15 protein-coding genes are annotated in these 18,187 nt (G+C 31.6%); 14 read left to right on the top strand and 1 reads right to left on the bottom strand.

Translation table 11 applies throughout. The features are described 5' to 3' along the window. Positions 1-71: 71 nt before the first annotated feature. The 14 genes from ndhC to CKBE_RS03260 are packed head-to-tail and all read left to right on the top strand — an operon-like array spanning position 72 to position 14,699. Positions 72-431: an NADH-quinone oxidoreductase subunit A gene (gene ndhC, locus CKBE_RS03325; protein ID WP_015238177.1), complete on the top strand. Its 360-nt coding sequence runs from the start codon at positions 72-74 to the stop codon at positions 429-431. A gap of 37 nt (positions 432-468) precedes the next feature. Continuing rightward, positions 469-945 carry a NuoB/complex I 20 kDa subunit family protein gene (locus tag CKBE_RS03320; RefSeq protein ID WP_041571801.1) on the top strand — a complete coding sequence of 159 codons (477 nt, stop codon included), beginning with the start codon at positions 469-471 and terminating at the stop codon, positions 943-945. A 41-nt stretch (positions 946-986) separates the two neighbouring features. Further along, the gene (locus CKBE_RS03315) at positions 987-1,619 is read left to right on the top strand and encodes an NADH-quinone oxidoreductase subunit C (RefSeq protein WP_015390049.1); all 633 of its coding nucleotides are present in this window, start codon (positions 987-989) and stop codon (positions 1,617-1,619) included. A gap of 12 nt (positions 1,620-1,631) precedes the next feature. Next, on the top strand, positions 1,632-2,891 hold the full coding sequence (locus CKBE_RS03310; protein WP_041571799.1) for an NADH-quinone oxidoreductase subunit D: 1,260 nt from the start codon (positions 1,632-1,634) through the stop codon (positions 2,889-2,891). 39 nt (positions 2,892-2,930) lie between these two features. Next, the gene (gene nuoE / locus CKBE_RS03305) at positions 2,931-3,422 is read left to right on the top strand and encodes an NADH-quinone oxidoreductase subunit NuoE (protein WP_015238173.1); all 492 of its coding nucleotides are present in this window, start codon (positions 2,931-2,933) and stop codon (positions 3,420-3,422) included. Between the two features lie 5 nt (positions 3,423-3,427). Next, complete coding sequence (gene nuoF, locus CKBE_RS03300) at positions 3,428-4,795, top strand: NADH-quinone oxidoreductase subunit NuoF (protein ID WP_015238172.1); 1,368 nt, start codon at positions 3,428-3,430, stop codon at positions 4,793-4,795. A 15-nt stretch (positions 4,796-4,810) separates the two neighbouring features. Continuing rightward, positions 4,811-7,147, top strand: coding sequence for an NADH-quinone oxidoreductase subunit NuoG (gene nuoG / locus CKBE_RS03295; protein WP_041571797.1), 2,337 nt, complete (start codon positions 4,811-4,813; stop codon positions 7,145-7,147). Then, positions 7,147-8,223, top strand: coding sequence for an NADH-quinone oxidoreductase subunit NuoH (gene nuoH, locus CKBE_RS03290; protein WP_015390048.1), 1,077 nt, complete (start codon positions 7,147-7,149; stop codon positions 8,221-8,223). Before nuoG ends, nuoH begins: the two co-directional genes overlap by 1 nt. Before the next feature lie 25 nt (positions 8,224-8,248). Next, the gene (nuoI, locus tag CKBE_RS03285) at positions 8,249-8,737 is read left to right on the top strand and encodes an NADH-quinone oxidoreductase subunit NuoI (protein WP_015238169.1); all 489 of its coding nucleotides are present in this window, start codon (positions 8,249-8,251) and stop codon (positions 8,735-8,737) included. Between the two features lie 18 nt (positions 8,738-8,755). Beyond that, entirely contained in the window at positions 8,756-9,400 is a 645-nt protein-coding gene (locus tag CKBE_RS03280; RefSeq protein ID WP_015238168.1) for an NADH-quinone oxidoreductase subunit J, read from the top strand. After that, positions 9,397-9,702 (top strand): NADH-quinone oxidoreductase subunit NuoK, encoded by a 306-nt coding sequence (nuoK, locus tag CKBE_RS03275; protein ID WP_015390047.1) that lies wholly within the window; start codon positions 9,397-9,399, stop codon positions 9,700-9,702. Before CKBE_RS03280 ends, nuoK begins: the two co-directional genes overlap by 4 nt. A 5-nt stretch (positions 9,703-9,707) precedes the next feature. After that, complete coding sequence (gene nuoL, locus CKBE_RS03270; protein WP_015238166.1) at positions 9,708-11,702, top strand: NADH-quinone oxidoreductase subunit L; 1,995 nt, start codon at positions 9,708-9,710, stop codon at positions 11,700-11,702. Between the two features lie 7 nt (positions 11,703-11,709). After that, a complete protein-coding gene (locus tag CKBE_RS03265) occupies positions 11,710-13,200 on the top strand; it encodes an NADH-quinone oxidoreductase subunit M (RefSeq protein WP_015390045.1) in 1,491 nt (496 codons plus the stop codon). Positions 13,201-13,214: 14 nt separating this feature from the next. Further along, positions 13,215-14,699: an NADH-quinone oxidoreductase subunit N gene (locus tag CKBE_RS03260; RefSeq protein WP_015238164.1), complete on the top strand. Its 1,485-nt coding sequence runs from the start codon at positions 13,215-13,217 to the stop codon at positions 14,697-14,699. A 13-nt stretch (positions 14,700-14,712) separates the two neighbouring features. Here CKBE_RS03260 and mfd read toward each other — a convergent pair whose 3' ends face one another. Beyond that, on the bottom strand, positions 14,713-18,171 hold the full coding sequence (mfd, locus tag CKBE_RS03255) for a transcription-repair coupling factor (RefSeq protein ID WP_015238163.1): 3,459 nt from the start codon (positions 18,169-18,171) through the stop codon (positions 14,713-14,715). Positions 18,172-18,187: the final 16 nt, after the last annotated feature.

Raw genomic sequence — 18,187 nt, 5'->3', positions numbered from 1 at the left:
ATTGCATCTTTTAAAGGAATATATGATTGTAAATGTTACAATCATATATTTGACGGCTAAAAGTGATTTTTATGAATTTACAACAATATTTTTCAGTTTTGCTATTCATTCTAGTGTCTATAGGTATAGGTCTTGGTTTGCTTTTAGTCGGTTATTTCTTAGGTCCTAAAAAATATACTGAGGAAAAAGCATCTCCGTATGAATGTGGTTTTGAGAATTTTGGAGATGCAAGAATGCAGTTCGATATACGATATTATCTAGTTGCTATTCTTTTTATTTTATTCGATTTGGAAATTGCTTTTTTATTTCCATGGGCTATAGTGCAAGACATGATAGGTATTGAAGGATTTATTTCTGTAATGCTGTTTCTATTTATATTGTTTGTTGGTTTTTTTTATGAATGGAAGAAAGGTGCTATAGACTGGGAATAGTTTTAACATAACGTAGTGCAATTGCTTAGAGATTATTATAGCTATGGAAGGTATTTTAAAGAAAGGTTTTATTACTACTAGTGCAGATAAGGTATTGAAGTGGGCTAATACAAGTTCGATATGGCCTATGACTTTTGGTTTGGCTTGTTGTGCTGTAGAAATGATGCATGCTAGTGCTGCTCGTTATGATCTAGATCAATTCGGAACTTTTTATAGACCAAGTCCCCGACAGTCTGATTTGATGATAGTTGCTGGTACTCTTTGCAATAAAATGGCTCCAGCACTTAGAAAAGTGTATGATCAAATGCCTGAACCAAAATGGGTTATATCTATGGGATCATGTGCTAATGGTGGAGGTTATTATCATTATTCATATTCCGTAGTTAGAGGTTGTGATAGAATAGTTCCTGTTGATATTTATGTGCCTGGATGTCCACCTACTGCGGAGGCTTTGATTTATGGTATTTTGCAGTTGCAAAATAAAATTAGATCAACAAATAGGATTGATAGGTAGTATCGCAAGTATGTTTTAGATCATTGTTAATTATTGAGATTATGTTTGATAATATGGACAAATTGGACGTTCTTAAGAATTCTTTGCTGGAAATGTTTGGTGAGCGCGTTAGTTTAATATGTGAGTATAACGAATTAACCATGAATGTTCTTGATGAGGATTGGTTGTCTATTTGTAGTGTTTTGAAAAATGATAGTAGATTTTGTTTTGATTCATGTATAGATCTATGTGGTATTGATTATTTTTCCTGGGGAAAGTCTAATTTAAATGATACTCATGATCTTGTTCCTAGAGCAAGTAGTAAGCGTTTTGCTGTAGCTGCTCATATTCTATCTATAAAAAATAACTGGCGTTTACGACTTAAAACTTGGGCTTCTGATGATGATTGCCCTGCTATACAATCATTAGTTAGTTGTTGGCCGGGTTTTTCATGGTTTGAACGAGAGGCTTTCGATTTATTTGGTATTGTTTTTAATGGACATCCTGATTTACGTAGAATATTAACTGATTATGGGTTTATCGGACATCCTTTTAGAAAAGATTTCCCCTTATCTGGGAATGTTGAGATGCGCTATGATAATGATAAAAAGAAGATTATATATCAAGGAGTAACCATAGAAGCAAGGGAGATAACGCCTAGGATTATTCGTGAAAATTCGTACTATAATGAGTAATATAATAAAAATATAATGGACATTAAAACTTATACATTAAATTTTGGTCCTCAACATCCAGCTGCTCACGGTGTGTTGCGTTTGATTTTGGAGTTGGATGGAGAAGTTGTCTGCCGAGCTGATCCTCATATAGGATTGTTACACAGAGCTACTGAGAAGTTAATAGAAAGTAAAACATATATTCAAGGACTTCCTTATATGGATAGGCTTGATTATGTATCCATGATGTGTAACGAACATGCTTATGTTATGGCTATAGAGAAGATGTTAAGCATAGATGTTCCTTTGAGGGCTAAATATATTCGTGTTATGTTTGACGAAATTACTAGGATACTAAATCATTTAATGTCATTAGGATCTCATGCGCTTGATGTTGGAGCAATGGCTGTATTCCTTTATGCTTTCCGTGAGAGAGAAGATTTAATGGATTGTTATGAGGCTGTTTCCGGGGCAAGAATGCATGCTGCTTACTATAGACCTGGGGGGGTTTATAGAGATTTGCCTGATAATATGCCTAAATATCAGAAGTCATCAAAGAAAGTACGCAGTAGTAAAGATTTCAGTAATATGAATAAAAACAGGGAGGGGTCCTTACTAGATTTTATAGAGGATTTTACAATTAGGTTTCCTGATTGTATTGATGAATATGAGACTCTTTTAACGGATAATCGCATATGGAAACAGCGTCTTGTTGGTATTGGGGTTGTAAGTCCAGATAGGGCTATAGAATTAGGATTTTCTGGTCCAATGTTACGCGGATCTGGAGTTGAGTGGGATATCAGGAAGACTCAGCCATATGAGGTGTATTCTGATTTAAATTTCGATGTGCCTATAGGCATAAATGGTGATTGTTACGATCGTTATTTAGTTAGGATTGCAGAGATGAGGGAGAGCAACAAAATTATAAAGCAGTGTATTCAATGGCTTAGAGACAATCCAGGACCTGTTATGATAGAAAGCTGTAAGTTCTCTCCTCCTAAAAGAGTAGATATAAAATCTGGAATGGAAGAGTTGATCCATCATTTTAAATTTTTTACTGAGGGTTTTCATCTTCCTATTGGTGAGGCGTATTCAGCAGTAGAGCATCCTAAAGGTGAGTTTGGAATATATATCTTATCAGATGGTGCTAACAAGCCTTATAGAGTTAAAATTCGAGCTCCAGGTTTCGCTCATTTGCAGTCATTAGAGGAAATGGTTAGTGGTCATATGCTTGCTGATGTTGTTACTATCATAGGTACTCAGGATATTGTATTTGGCGAAATAGATCGTTGATTCTAATATTTTTATCTTTATTAAATAAATATACAACTTATGTTGCTTACAGAACAATCTTATCAGAAAATTGACTTGGAATTGTCTAAATATCCAAAAGATAAGCGTCAATCATCATTAATAGCAGCTTTAGCCATAGCTCAAGAAGAGAACTCTTGGTTGTCTCCAGAAATTATAGAAGAAGTGGCTAAATATATAGGGATACCTCCTATTGTAGCTCAAGAAGTAGCTACATTTTATAATATGTTTAATACAGAACATAAATGTAAGAATAGGATTTCAGTTTGTACAAATTTGCCTTGCGCACTTCGAGGTGGTGCAATGATAGCAAATTATTTGAAAAATAAGCTTGGTATAGATTTTCACGAGACTACTTCTGACCTTAATTTCACTTTGCTAGAGGGTGAGTGTGCTGGAGCTTGTGGTGATGCTCCTGTCATTTTAATAAATAATAAACATATTTGTATTAAAATGACAGAAGAGAAAGTAGATCTTCTTATAGATGCTCTTAAAAAAGAATCTGGAGAGTAGTTTTTATGTCCGTATCTGATTTTCTAAAAAACTTTGATCATGGTTTGATCCCCTATTTAGACAATGATATTTTGAGTTCTACCTGTTTTCATGGAAGACATATTTCTCCTCAAATTTTTAATGGTATTAGTGGTAATAATTGGAAATTATGTGATTATTTAGATAGAGGTGGTTATAAAGCCATTGAAAAAATATTAAGAGAGAAAATATCTCCAGAAGAGGTTATAAAACAAATAAAATCTTCTGGTTTGCGTGGTCGTGGTGGTGCTGGTTTTCCTACTGGCTTGAAATGGAGTTTCATGCCATCTGGTAGTGGAGATCAAAAGTATCTTGTGTGTAATTCTGATGAGGGAGAGCCAGGTACATTTAAGGATCGTGATATATTGAGGTTTAATCCTCATATAGTTATAGAAGGCATGATAATAGCAGCTTATGCTATGGGAATAAGCATTGGCTATAACTACATACATGGTGAAATTTTTGATGTATACAAACGCTTCGAATTCGCTATTTCTGAAGCTAGAGAAGCTGGTTTCCTTGGAGACAGGATATTAGGTCAAGATTTTAACTTTCAGTTATATGCTACTCATGGTTACGGCGCTTATATTTGTGGCGAGGAAACAGCCTTATTAGAATCGCTGGAAGGGAAAAAAGGTCAGCCACGTTTTAAGCCTCCATTTCCTGCCAGTAGTGGCTTATATGGCAAACCTACGACTATCAATAATACAGAAACATTTGCGGCTGTTCCTTGGATAATACTGAATGGAGCTGATAAATATCTAGAAATAGGAAAATTGAATAATGCTGGAACTAAGATCTTTTCTATTAGTGGAGATATTAAATTTCCTGGAAATTATGAAGTTCCACTAGGAACTCCTTTTTCAAAAATTTTAGAATTAGCTGGCGGTATTAGAAATGGTAATAAATTAAAAGCTGTTATACCAGGTGGGTCTAGTTCGCCAGTGCTGCCTGCTGATATTATAATGGACCTAGATATGGACTATGATTCTATTTCTAAGGCTGGATCAATGTTAGGATCTGGAGCGATAATTGTGTTAGATGAGACACGTTGTATGGTTAAGTCCCTGCTAAGATTATCTTACTTTTATTACGAAGAAAGTTGTGGACAGTGTACTCCTTGCCGAGAAGGTACCGGTTGGCTATATAGAATATTAGATCGTATAGAGAATAGCAAAGGTAATTTTGAAGATATAGAGTTACTTGACTCAATTTCTAATAATATTATTGGTCGTACTATTTGTGCTTTGGGTGATGCTGCATCCATGCCAGTAATTAGTTTTTTAAAGCATTTTAAGCATGAGTTTGAGTATCACATTGAAAATAATTCATGTTTAGTGTCAAAGTATTTGTAGGTTATGGAAAAGCAAATGGTTGATATAATTGTTGATGGTAAAAAAATAAGTGTTCCAAAGGGTAGTAAATTAATACAAGCTACTCAAAGTATAGGTTGTTATGTTCCGCATTTTTGTTATCACAAGAAATTGTCAATTGCAGCTAATTGTCGTATGTGTTTGGTAGAAGTAGAAAAATTTCCTAAGGCTTTGCCTGCATGTGCTACAGTTGTTACTGATGGGATGGTTGTTCACACCAATTCAGAGAAAGTAAAAGATGCACAGAAATCTGTCATGGAGTTTTTGTTAATTAATCATCCACTTGATTGCCCAGTATGTGATAAAGGTGGTGAATGTCAATTACAAGATTTAGCTGTTGGTTATGGATCTTCTCATTCAAGATATAAGGAAGAGAAGAGAGTTGTATTTCAGAAGAATATTGGTCCATTAATATCTGCTTCAGAGATGAGTAGGTGCATACATTGTACGAGATGTATTCGTTTTGGTGAGGAAATTGCAGGCATAATTGAGCTTGGAATGATAAATCGTGGAGAAAAATCAGAAATAACATCTTTTCTTGGCTCTTCTATAGAGTCGGAATTATCTGGGAATATGATAGATATTTGTCCTGTTGGTGCTCTAACATCTAAACCATTTAGATTTTCTGCAAGAACTTGGGAATTAGCGCGACGTAAATCAATTAGTCCACATGATAGTTTTGGGTCTAATATAGTTATTCAGGTTAAAAGAAATAAGGTTATGCGTGTTGTTCCTTTTGAGAATGATAGTATTAATGAATGTTGGATTAGTGATAGAGATCGTTTTTCATATGATGGATTAAATAGTAAGGATAGGCTTACGGCTCCTATGATAAAGGATGATAATGGCAAGTGGCATGAAGTGTCTTGGCAGGATGCTTTAGTTAAAGTGTCTGCTGAATTAATCAGGATAAAGGAATCTTATGGAGCTCATGAGATTGGAGCCATGGCTTCGGAGTATTCTACACTAGAAGAATACTTTCTATTTGCTAGAATGTTGCATATGTTTGGTTCTAACAATACAGATTTCAGACTTAGGCAAACAGATCTTAATTTTGATAGGTCTTTAGATGGTGTTCCTTGGCTTGGTTTGTCTTTAAAGGAAATAGATGATTTAGATGTTGTAGTAATAATTGGATCCTTCCTAAGAACGGATCATCCTCTACTGACCCAAAGACTCAGACAGATTTCTAAGAATGGAGCAAAAGTTTTTATTATAGATAGTTACGCTTCTGATCAATTAATGAATATAAGTGGTAGGATTAGTGTTAAGCCCTCTGCGTTATCGGAGACTCTAGCAAAGTTATATATAGAAATTTCTAGAATTCAATGCAAAGAAATACCTAATGAATTTGTTGATTTAAAAGATGCAGATATAGATGATAAAATTAAAAATATAGCAAATAGTCTTACTTGCGTTGGTAAACATGCAATATTATTGGGAAATACAGCAGTTTATATGCCAGATGCGTCTACTGCATTTGCAAATTCATATGGAATTTCTACGTTAGTGGGAGCAAAATTGGGGTTTTTGACATTTGGAGCTAATGCTTTAGGTGGTTACATAGCTGATTTTATACCTAAGAATGGTGGTAAAAATGTTTTGCAAATGTTTCAAAAGCCTCTCAAATCATATTTGATAATGCATTTTGATCCATTTCTAGATACAGATAATGGAGCACTATCTATAAAGTCGTTATCTGAATCTGAGTTTAATGTAGCTTTTGTATCATATGCTTCTCAGGCGATGAAGTGGGCAAATGTAATGTTACCGATATCTCCATTTACTGAAACTTCAGGTTCATTTATAAATTCTCAAGGTATTCTTCAGAATTTTAGGAGTGTTGTTGCTCCATTAGGATCAACTAGACCTGCATGGAGAGTGATTTGTACGTTATCAATTATGTTGGGCTTGCCTGGTTTTAAGTACGATAGTTTTGATTCTTTAAGAAAACATATATTAGATGATGGTTTTAAGGATAGGCTGTCAAATTCTATAAACTCAAGAATGGGTCTAGGGAATATAAAACAAGGTTTTGAAAGAATTGCTGATTTGCCTATTTATAGATCTGATTGTATAGTTAGACACTCTGATCCTTTACAAGAGACTTCATCGTCTAAAGCTCCATTTCTTAGAATAAACAGAAGATCCATGATTTTGCTTAACTTGAATGAAAGTGAAGAGGTCATGATTTCAAGTGATGATGGTAAAATAAGAATGAAGGTATTAATCGATGATTGTGTTCCCGATAATGTCATTCATGTTTCTGCAGGATTCGAAAATACCTCTTTATTAGGAAGTTCATTTTGTACTCTTAATGTGGAGCGTTTATAATGCCGAATCCATGGTCATTCCTAGAAGATAAATTAATTTGCTTTCTTGGTTGTAATTTATTTGCAGTTATAAGCATTCTTATAAAGATAATATGTATAGTCCTTCCTCTAATACTTTGTGTTGCATATCTAACATATTGGGAACGAAAGATGATTGGAGCTATGCATGTGCGTTTAGGACCTACAAGAGTCGGTTATAATGGTCTTTTACAGCCATTTGCTGATGTAATCAAATTACTTACTAAAGAAATAGTTATACCAGCACAATCTAATAAAATTCTATTTTTGATATCACCAGTCATAACTTTAATGCCTGCTCTGGCTGCTTGGGCTGTAATTCCATTTGGGCCAGAAATTGTTTTAGCAAATGTTAATGCTGGACTTTTATATGTCATGGCGATTACTTCTATAGGTGTTTATGGTGTTGTGATAGCAGGATGGGCTTCCAATTCTAAATATGCTCTATTAGGATCTTTAAGAGCATCGGCACAGATGATATCTTATGAATTGGCTGTAAGTTTTATAATGGTTGTTGTTTTGATGGTTTCTAAAAGTTTAAACATAAGTGATATAGTTTTTTCTCAGAATAAGGGTTGGTTTTTTGATAAAGGATTTCCTTTCCTTTCTTGGAATTGGTTACCTTTATTTCCTTTGTTTGTAATATATATTATATCTGCTGTTGCTGAAACAAATAGACATCCATTTGATGTTGTAGAAGGAGAATCTGAGATTGTTGCAGGTCATATGGTAGAATACTCAGGTGTTACATTTGCTATATTCTTTCTTGCAGAATATGCAAATATGATTTTATTGTCTAGTCTAGCTTCTATAATGTTTTTAGGTGGATGGGTATCACCGTTAAATTTTATTCCATTTACACTAATGCCTGGATGGCTTTGGTTATGGCTAAAGACTTTTTTTATAGTTTCTTTATTTATTTGGTTTAGATCTACTTTTCCTAGATATAGATATGATCAGATAATGAGATTGGGGTGGAAGATATTTATACCAATAACAGCTCTTTGGCTTGTTTTTATTGCTGTTTGGATGAGAAGTCCTTGGAATATTTGGTATTAAATTTTATTATATCTAGAGAAATTATATGATATTTATTAAGAGATTTTTTAGCACCTTCCTGTTATACGAGTTTTTAAAAGGGATGTTTTTGACAGGAAAATATTTTTTTAAACGCAAGGTTACTTTAATATACCCTTATGAAAAAACACCTATGTCTCCGAGATTTAGAGGGCTTCATGCATTGAGACGTTACAGTGATGGAGAAGAGCGTTGTATAGCATGTAAATTATGTGAGGCTGTTTGTCCTGCTATGGCTATTAATATAGAGTCTGAGCAACGATCTGATGGTTCACGTCGTACTACTAGATATGATATAGATTTGACAAAGTGTATTTTTTGCGGTTTTTGTGAAGAAAGTTGCCCAGTAGATTCAATAGTGGAGACTCATATTCATGAGTACCATGGGGAAAAGCAAGGTGATTTATATCTCACAAAAGATATATTGTTAGCTATAGGCGATAAATACGAATCCGATATATCTGTTAGGAGGAGAGAGGATGCTATATATCGCTGATTTCTTTTGGATTTTAAGATGACTTCTTCTACATTGTTTTTTCATTTGTTGTCTTCTGTAACCTTAATAGCATCGTTGTGTGTGATTTTTGCTAGCAATCCAGTAGTTTCTGTATTGTACTTAATACTAGTTTTTATAAACATTGCAATTTTATGGATGATGTTAGGAGCTGAGTTTCTTTCTTTGTTGCTTATTTTAGTATATGTTGGAGCTGTGATGGTTCTTTTCCTATTTGTAGTTATGATGATAGATAGCAATTCTAGAAATAGTGATAAAGAAAATATATTTAAACCTTATGTTTTTTATGGAATTTTTATAGGCATTTTAATTATTGTAGAGATATCTATAGCATTCTATAGCAAATGGGGAAATCTTAGTGCTTATTTTTATGAAAGCAATATCGGTACGCCTATCGCTATAGGCTTGTCAATTTACCGGGATTATATTTTTGCAGTAGAGATATGTGCCTTGATATTATTAGTAGGCATGGTTGCTGCCATTGTTTTGAATTTAAGGGTAAGAGAGGATAGAAAGGTGCATAATAATACTAATATGGCATTATTAGCTAATCCTAAAAACCGTTTGATATTTGCTAAATTTTCTAAAAATCATGATAATAATTCAGTTGATAAATCAATTTTGAAAGATGGGAGTAATAAGTGATAGCAATATCTCATTGTTTAATATTAAGCTCATGTATTTTTGCCATAGGGATTTTAGGTATATTTGTTAACAGACATAATATAATCGTTATGCTAATGTCTATTGAACTAATATTGTTATCATCTAATTTAAATTTTGTTATTTTTTCAGAATGGAATCAAAATATTTCTGGCCAGGTTTTTGTTTTTTTTGTTATGACAGTTGCTGCTGCTGAATCAGCAATAGGTTTGGCTATTTTGGTTTTATTGTTTAGAAATTTAGATGCAATGAATGTTAATAAGATTAGTCAGTTAAAAGGATAGTAAACATGAATAGTTATAATCCTTATAACTTATGTATGGTGATAGTGTTTTCTCCTCTTATCGGAAGTATAGTATCTGGTTTATTTGGCTCTAGCTTTTTATCTGCCAATCCTATTATTGGACGTTTGTCATCTAGTTTTATTTCAATATTTTGTATATTTATTTCATTTATATCGGCAATATTGCTAATGTATAATGTGATCCAATATAGGTGTTCATGTGATATTACTTTATATACGTGGAGTGTAGTTGACACACTTAGATTAGACCTAGGATTTTTAATAGATTTTCTTTCTTCTGTAATGATTTTAGTAGTTACGTCTGTATCTTTAATGGTTCATATATATACAGTTGGTTATATGTCTGATGATTCTGGCTATCAAAGATTTTTCTCTTATATATCATTATTTACTTTTGCAATGTTAATGTTAGTAATGTCAAACAATCTACTGCAATTGTTTTTTGGATGGGAAGCTGTAGGCCTGGTTTCTTATTTGTTAATAGGGTTTTGGTACACTAAAGAAAGTGCTGTAACTGCTAATATGAAAGCATTCATAGTCAATAGAGTTGGCGATTTTGGATTTATACTGGGCATGTGTTTATTGATTTTTAGTACAGGAAGTATAAGTTATCAAGATATCCTTAGTAATATAGATTGTATTCAGTTGAAATCAATTCCTGGTGGCGATCTTTTTCATAAATTAGATTTAATTCAAATATCTTGTTTGTGTCTTTTTATTGGGGCTATGGGAAAATCAGCCCAGGTTCCATTGCATGCATGGTTGCCTGATTCTATGGAGGGGCCAACTCCAATTTCTGCTCTTATACATGCTGCTACTATGGTTACTGCTGGCATATTCATGGTTTCGAGGTTTTCTGGCTTATTCGAATTATCATCTTTCGTATTATCATTAATTATTATAACGGGCTCTATTGGAGCTTTATTTTTGGGTATTCTTGGTATTGTTCAAACAGACATAAAGCGTGTAATAGCTTATTCTACTTTATCTCAGCTAGGTTATATGACAGTGGCTTTGGGTGTTTCCGCTTATTCAGTTGCTGTGTTCCATTTAGTTACTCATGCATTTTTTAAAGCATTACTCTTTTTAGGTGCCGGTTCTGTTATAATTGGTACTCATCATAATCAGGATATAAGGAGCATGGGTGGTTTATATAAGTATATGCCTGTGACATGGTTAACTTTTTTACTGGCTACTCTTTCTTTGGTAGGGTTCCCTTTTTTCTCTGGTTTTTATTCTAAAGAATTAATAATAGAATCGGTTAAGTATTCTGATGTTTTCGGTTCTGAGTTTGCTTATATTTCTGTTTTAATAGGTGTCTTTGTTACATCCCTATACTCATTTCGTTTATATTTTTTAGTTTTTCATGGTCAAGAGAGATTTAGAAAAAATACTGAATTTCATGAAATACCACATGATCCTGGGTATTCTATTTTATTCCCTCTTGTTTTTTTAGCAGCCCCTTCAGTTTTATTGGGTTTGTTTGTTGTGGATAATTTTGTTTTTGGTTGTTTTTTTGATTCTATAATAACTGTTATGCCTATTCACAATAATTTTTCTCATGTTTCAAAAGAGTGGGAAGGATGGTTGCATTTTGCCAAGCATGCATTTTTTAGTATACCTTTTTTACTTGTTTTGTCTGGAGCATTTATATCTTGGTATTGTTATATTGTTAATGACAATATTGTGAATTCTATAAAATCCAAGTTTTCATTAATACTTCATATTTTGAATAATAAGTTTTATTTCGATAATATTTATTACGGACTTGCTAGGGTTTCTATTAGACTAGGTTCTTTTTTGTGGAAATTTTGTGATCAAACATTAATTGATAAAATTTTAGTTAATGGTAGTGCTAACTTTGTTCAGTTTATATCTAGAATGAGTCAGTGTCTTCAATCTGGTTTTATTTATCATTATTTAGTTTCTATGATAATAGGTATTGTGTCCATGGTAACTGTTTTTGTATTTATTTTTTAATATGACAATGTCCACATATATATATAATTCGTCTCTTAGTTTAGCAGTATTTTTGCCTATATTCTTTGGCCTTTCAATCTTAATCTTTGGTAATGATAGGAAGTCTTATTTTATTAAGGTTATTTCTTTGATAGCAGCTGTAGTTAGTTTCTTGATAGTTTGTTATATCTATAATTTCTTTAATCAAAGCAATAATTCAATTCAGTTTGAGGAAAATTATAAATGGATAGGTAATCTTAATATAAATTACCATATTGGTATTGATGGTATATCTTTATTGTTTTTACTTTTAACTTCTTTTATTACTATTATTGTAGTATTAGCTGCTTGGAAATCTATAGAAAATAGAGTTTCTGAATATATGGCAGCTTTTTTAATATTATCGGGTCTGATGAATGGTGTTTTTGTTTCTTTAGATGCTATTCTATTCTATGTTTTCTTTGAAGCTACTCTTATTCCTATGTATATAATAATAGGTATATGGGGAGGGCCTAATCGTTTTTATGCTGCTTTTAAGTTCTTTCTTTATACGCTCTTAGGTTCATTATTGATGTTTATAGCTTTTATTTATATGTATGAGATATCAGGATCTTTTGAGATCTTGACTTGGCATAAAATAAAAATTAGTTATGTACAGCAGATTTTAATATTCATAGCTTTCATGGCAGCTTTTGCTGTTAAAATACCAATGTGGCCTTTTCATACTTGGTTGCCTGATGCGCACGTAGAAGCTCCTACTGGCGGATCTATAATCCTTGCTGCTATTATGCTAAAACTGGGAGCTTATGGTTTTTTGCGCTTATCATTGCCAATTTTGCCAGATGCTTCTGCTAGCTTATCAAGCATGATGATTGTTCTATCCTTGATTGCTATTATTTATATAGGATTTATTGCTATAGTTCAAGAGGACATGAAGAAGCTTGTAGCTTATTCGTCAATAGCTCATATGGGCTTTGTTACTTTAGGTATGTTTGTGTTTAATGTAGTAGGTATAGAAGGCGCAATTGTACAAATGATATCACATGGTTTTATATCAGCTGCTATGTTTTTTTCTATAGGAGTCTTATATGACAGAGCTCATTCTAGGATTATATCTGACTATAATGGTTTAGTTAGTGTTATGCCTAGATTTGTAACATTTTTTGTATTTTTCTCTATGGCTAATTGTGGGTTACCAGCTACTAGTGGTTTTGTAGGCGAATTTCTGGTAATAATGGGTAGTGTAGAGTATAGTTTCCCAGTAGCTATTTTAGCTGCAACTTCCCTAATTTTGAGTGCTTCCTATTCTTTATGGATGCTGAAGCGTATTGCATTTGGCAGGCTTAAAGTTAAGCATGATATTAATAGTTTTGTTGATCTGGATAAAAGAGAGTTCTTAATTTCTAGTATACTTGCCCTGGCAATCATATTTATGGGCATATACCCCAAGCCATTTACAGATGTTATTAACTTGCCGGCTAAGTGTTTGTTAGAGCATTTATCAGTTACAAAACTTTAGATAGATAAAAATATATGCAAGATACTAATTTTTTTTTAATAGTACCAGAAATAACATTACTTTTTTTAAGTTTGATTATTCTTGTTATTGATATTTTTAGTGTTGATAAAAATAGGTTTTTAACTTTACTAATAAGTTTATTAACTCTTATTATTCTAACTATAGAATCTTTTTTTCAAATTAAATTTAATATATATGGAACTATTTTTGGTTCTTCGTTAATTGTTGATTATTTCTCCCATTCTTTAAAAATTATCTCCTATTTGACTATATTTTTTATGCTTATCTATAGTAAATCTTACGTAAGAGAATTTAATATGATAGGTAATGGTGGTGAATTTTACGTGTTATTGTTATTGTCTCTACTTGGTCAGATGGTTATGATTTCTTCTGGTAATCTCATGTCTCTCTATCTTGGTATAGAGTTAATGTCTCTGCCATTATATGCGATGATAGCTATACGTAGAAATGTTTTGACTAACATTGAGGCTTCTATTAAGTATTTTGTTTTAGGGTCAGTAGCTTCTGGAATATTTTTATATGGAGTATCCATAATATATGGAGTTACAAACTCATTAGATTTCCCAGTTGTGTCTGACATGTATGTAAACAACATTGTAGATGTTAGAGTTATAACATTAGGATTTATGCTCTTGATATCTGGGTTAATATTTAAATTTGGTATAGTTCCATTTCACATGTGGCTTCCAGATGTTTATCAAGGCTCACCTACAGTAGTTACATTGTTCCTTGGTACTGTCCCTAAGTTAGCTATTTTTGCTGTTATAGTTCGTCTATTTGTTAGTTCTTTTGGATATTTTAGTAACTTAAATTGGAATATTTTGTTAATTTCTTTTTCATTGCTATCTTTGTGTATAGGTAATATTACAGCTATTATGCAGAAAGATTTGAAAAGAATGTTAGCATATTCAGCCATATCTCATATGGGGTTTGTTCTTTTAGGTTTAGTTAGTCAAGATCATTGTAGCTCTAATAGCATTACATATTCTTCATCAATGTACTATATTATAATATATCTAGTAAATACGATGGCTATTTTTGGTTCTATTCTACTATTATCTAAAGGTAAGGAATGCGTATATATAGATGATTTAATAGGATTAAAGAAATATAACTCTTTATTAGCTTTTATAATATTAGTATCTATGTTCTCATTAGCAGGTCTTCCTCCATTTATAGGGTTTTATGCCAAACTCGTTATATTTAAAACTTTGATAAATTCAGGATATGTTTTTATATCAGTCATAGCTGTACTTTTTTCATTAATCGGGGCTTTTTATTATTTAAGAGTGATAAAAATATCATACTTTAATTATTCTAAAGATAATTGTCATTATTTAGCAAAGATGGAGAATATTAGTGATTTTTCTTTGTATTTATTATCGTTAAATTTATTATTGATACTTTTTCTAAGCATATTCCCTGATTCTCTTTTAGATTTTTGTATAGAGGTTGTAAATAATTCTTTTGGGCAATAAATATTATATTTTGCTATTTCAGAAATTTAATTATTTTTAATACTTCATTTGATCTCTCTTTTATATTTGGTATGGATAAATTTATAAATACTTTGTTATCTGGTTGAAATTTAAGTATTTTTGAATTTTTATATATTTCTATCAATTTGGCCGGATTTATATTAGATTTTTCATGAAATTTAATTGTTATTTTTTTGTCAGACATATCAATTTCATTTATATAAGAAGATTGAGCATTAATTCTAATTTTATGAATTAGAATTAAATTTTCTGTTTGTATAGGTAGTTTCCCAAATCTATCTATTAGTTCATTCTTGATGATAGTTAGATCATCTATATCACAAGTGTGAGACAATCGTTTATAAATTTCTAATCTTGATGGGATATCAGAACAATATCTATCTGGCAATAGTGCTGCTTCATGTATATTTACTTCACAGTATTGTAAGTTTTTATTAACAAGATCATAATCTTTTCCATTTTTTATAGATTCAATGGCGCTTTTTAGTATTTCGTTATACATAGAATAACCAATCTCATGTATATTATTACCAGATTGAGACTCTCCTAAAATTTCTCCTGCTCCTCTTATTTCTAAGTCATGCATGGCCAGGTAAAATCCTGATCCTAATTCCTCCATTTTTTGTATTGCCTCTAATCTTTTTTTTGCTTGACTAGTTATTGTTTCTTCATCTTGGGTTAGTAAGTAGGCATAAGCTTGATGATAGGACCTACCAACTCTTCCTCTAAGTTGATGTAATTGAGCTAAACCAAAATTGTCTGCATGATCAATGATTATAGTATTAGCATTTGGAATATCTATACCTGTTTCTATAATTGTTGTACATAATAAAATATCATAGTAACCTTTATAGAATGCCTTCATTACACTTTCAAGATCTCTCTCGTGCAGTTGACCATGAGCAATTGCAATCTTTGCTTCAGGTATTATAGTTTCTAATGATTGTTTTTTATTTTCAATAGTACTTACTTCATTACATAAAAAATATACCTGACCACTTCGTCTAAGTTCTCGTGTTATAGCTTCTCTTATAACATTTTTATTATATTTCCTTATAAATGTTTTTATAGATAGTCTTTTTTTGGGGGCTGTCGCTATTATAGAAAAGTCTCTGATTCCTTCTAGGGACATTCCTAATGTTCTTGGAATAGGAGTTGCGCTTAATGTTAGTACGTCAACATGTGGTCTTGTTTTTTTTAGCAGTTCTTTTTGCCGCACACCAAAACGATGCTCTTCATCTATTATAACTAGTCCTAGATTTTTAAATTTTACATCTTTAGATAAAACTTTATGTGTTCCTATAACTATGTCTATATTGCCATTATTTATATCATGAATATTCTGAAGAATCTCTTTTTTTGTTTTGAATCTAGATAATTCTGCTATGCGTACAGGCCAATTCTCAAATCTATTTATAAATGTCTGAGTATGTTGCTCCGATAGCAAAGTTGTCGGACATAAAATAGAAACTTGCTTGTTATTAGATACTGCTATAAAAGCCGCCCTTAGTGCAATCTCTGTTTTTCCAAAACCCACATCTCCACAGATTAGTCTATCCATTGATTTTTCAGATACCATGTCATTTATAACATCGTTAATAGCATTTATTTGATCTATGGTTTCCTCAAAACCAAATTCATCTGAGAATTTTCTATATTCTTCCTTTTGCACTTTAAAACTAAATCCATATTTATTATTATTGCGTTGAGCATATAAATTCAGTAGTTCTGTAGCTGTATCATGAATCTGTTTTGCAGCTTTTTTGCATTTTTTTTCCCATTGATCAGATCCTAGCTGATTTAATGGTGCTGATTCCACATCAGTTCCTATATATCTTGAAACAACATGCATATGAGATATAGGTACATATAAAGAAGCTTTATTAGCGTATTCTATTTGTAAGAGCTCCATCTCAGTTCCATTAGCTTGCATATGTACTAAGCCATTATATCTTCCTATTCCATGTTGATTATGTACGATAGGGTCTCCTATGCTAATTTCTGAAATATCGTTTACTATAGCATCTATGTTACGTGATTTTTTGTTATCTCGTTTTATTATATGATTATTATGATTTTCAGTATTTAAAATGCTATTTTCGGCAATTACAAGAAGATTGTTAGGTGAGAATCTAAAACTTGTGCTTATTTGTGCAAGTATTAATCCACATCTTTCATTATTATTAATGAATTCTTGTATAGAAGATGGGTAACTTGCTTTAAATTTAGTATCTGAGTTAATTCTATTTTGTAATAAATCTATTCTTTTTTCTGAATTTATAAATATAAGTATTTTACATTCACTATTCAAATTGATAATTTTAATTATTTCTTCTAGCCAGTTTGATTTTAGATTAGCATTATTTAGGCTTTCTATTTCTGTAAAATAATCATTTTTCAATGTTTTAAATGATAATTGTTTAAAATTTTTAGCTTTTTTATTGAATGATTCTTTAGTTAAAAAAAGATTATCTGGAGATATTATAGGCCTTTCTATATCATGTTTTAAAAAGTTATATCGTTCATTTATATCTGAATGGTATATATCTATAATATTATCTATATTATTTGTGATTATGCATATGCTATCACTTGATAGATATTCAAATATAGTAGCTGTGTTTTCAAAAAAAAATGGGAGATAGTATTCCATACCTTGGAAATAACATCCTTTTCCAACTTCTTTATATATTGAATATTTTGATGGATCTCCTTCAAAATATTCTCTAAATTTAGTCCTAAATATTTTTCTTGCTTGGTCATCTAATGGAAATTCTTTTCCTGGTAATACTTCTATCTTTTCAATAAATCCAGTACTGCACTGTGTCTCAGGATCAAATAATCTTATCGACTCTATAGTGTCGTCATACAGATCTATTCTATATGGAGTTATAGATCCCATAGGGAAGATATCAATAATATTTCCTCTTGTGCAAAATTCTGCAAAGTTTCTAACCTGAGTTACATGCTTATAGTTAGCTATTTCCAATTGTTTTTTAAGATTGTTTTCATTTATTACATCACTTTTATTGAAATAAAAACTATATGCTGCTATGAACTCTGGTGGGGAAATATTATGCATAGCTGTTGTAATAGATATTGTTAATACATCAATATTTTTATTTAATAATTCATGTAGGATTTTTATCCTCTCTGAGATTATTCTATTGCTTGGAGAAAATTCATCATAAGGCAATATCTCCCAATCTGGCATTGTGGCTACACGCAAACCTGGTGAAAATACTTTTATATCAGATGATATTTGTTTTGCTTCTAAAGAATTGCTTGTGAATACCGTAATTAGTTTTTTACTGTTAATAGCCATATTAGCTATTAACATAGGTGTTCCAGATCCAAATGGTCTTTCATAAAAATACTTACTGCCTTTTTTTAGCATTTGCAACAAGTTTTTAGTTATATTAGATATATAAGATTTGTCTGTAAAATTCATATAGTATGGCGTCTTA

The organism is Candidatus Kinetoplastibacterium blastocrithidii (ex Strigomonas culicis) (assembly GCF_000319245.1).
GTDB lineage: Bacteria > Pseudomonadota > Gammaproteobacteria > Burkholderiales > Burkholderiaceae_B > Kinetoplastidibacterium > Kinetoplastidibacterium blastocrithidiae.
The sequence above is the reverse complement of the archived record's forward strand: the minus strand, read 5'-3'. Positions and strand labels throughout refer to the sequence as shown.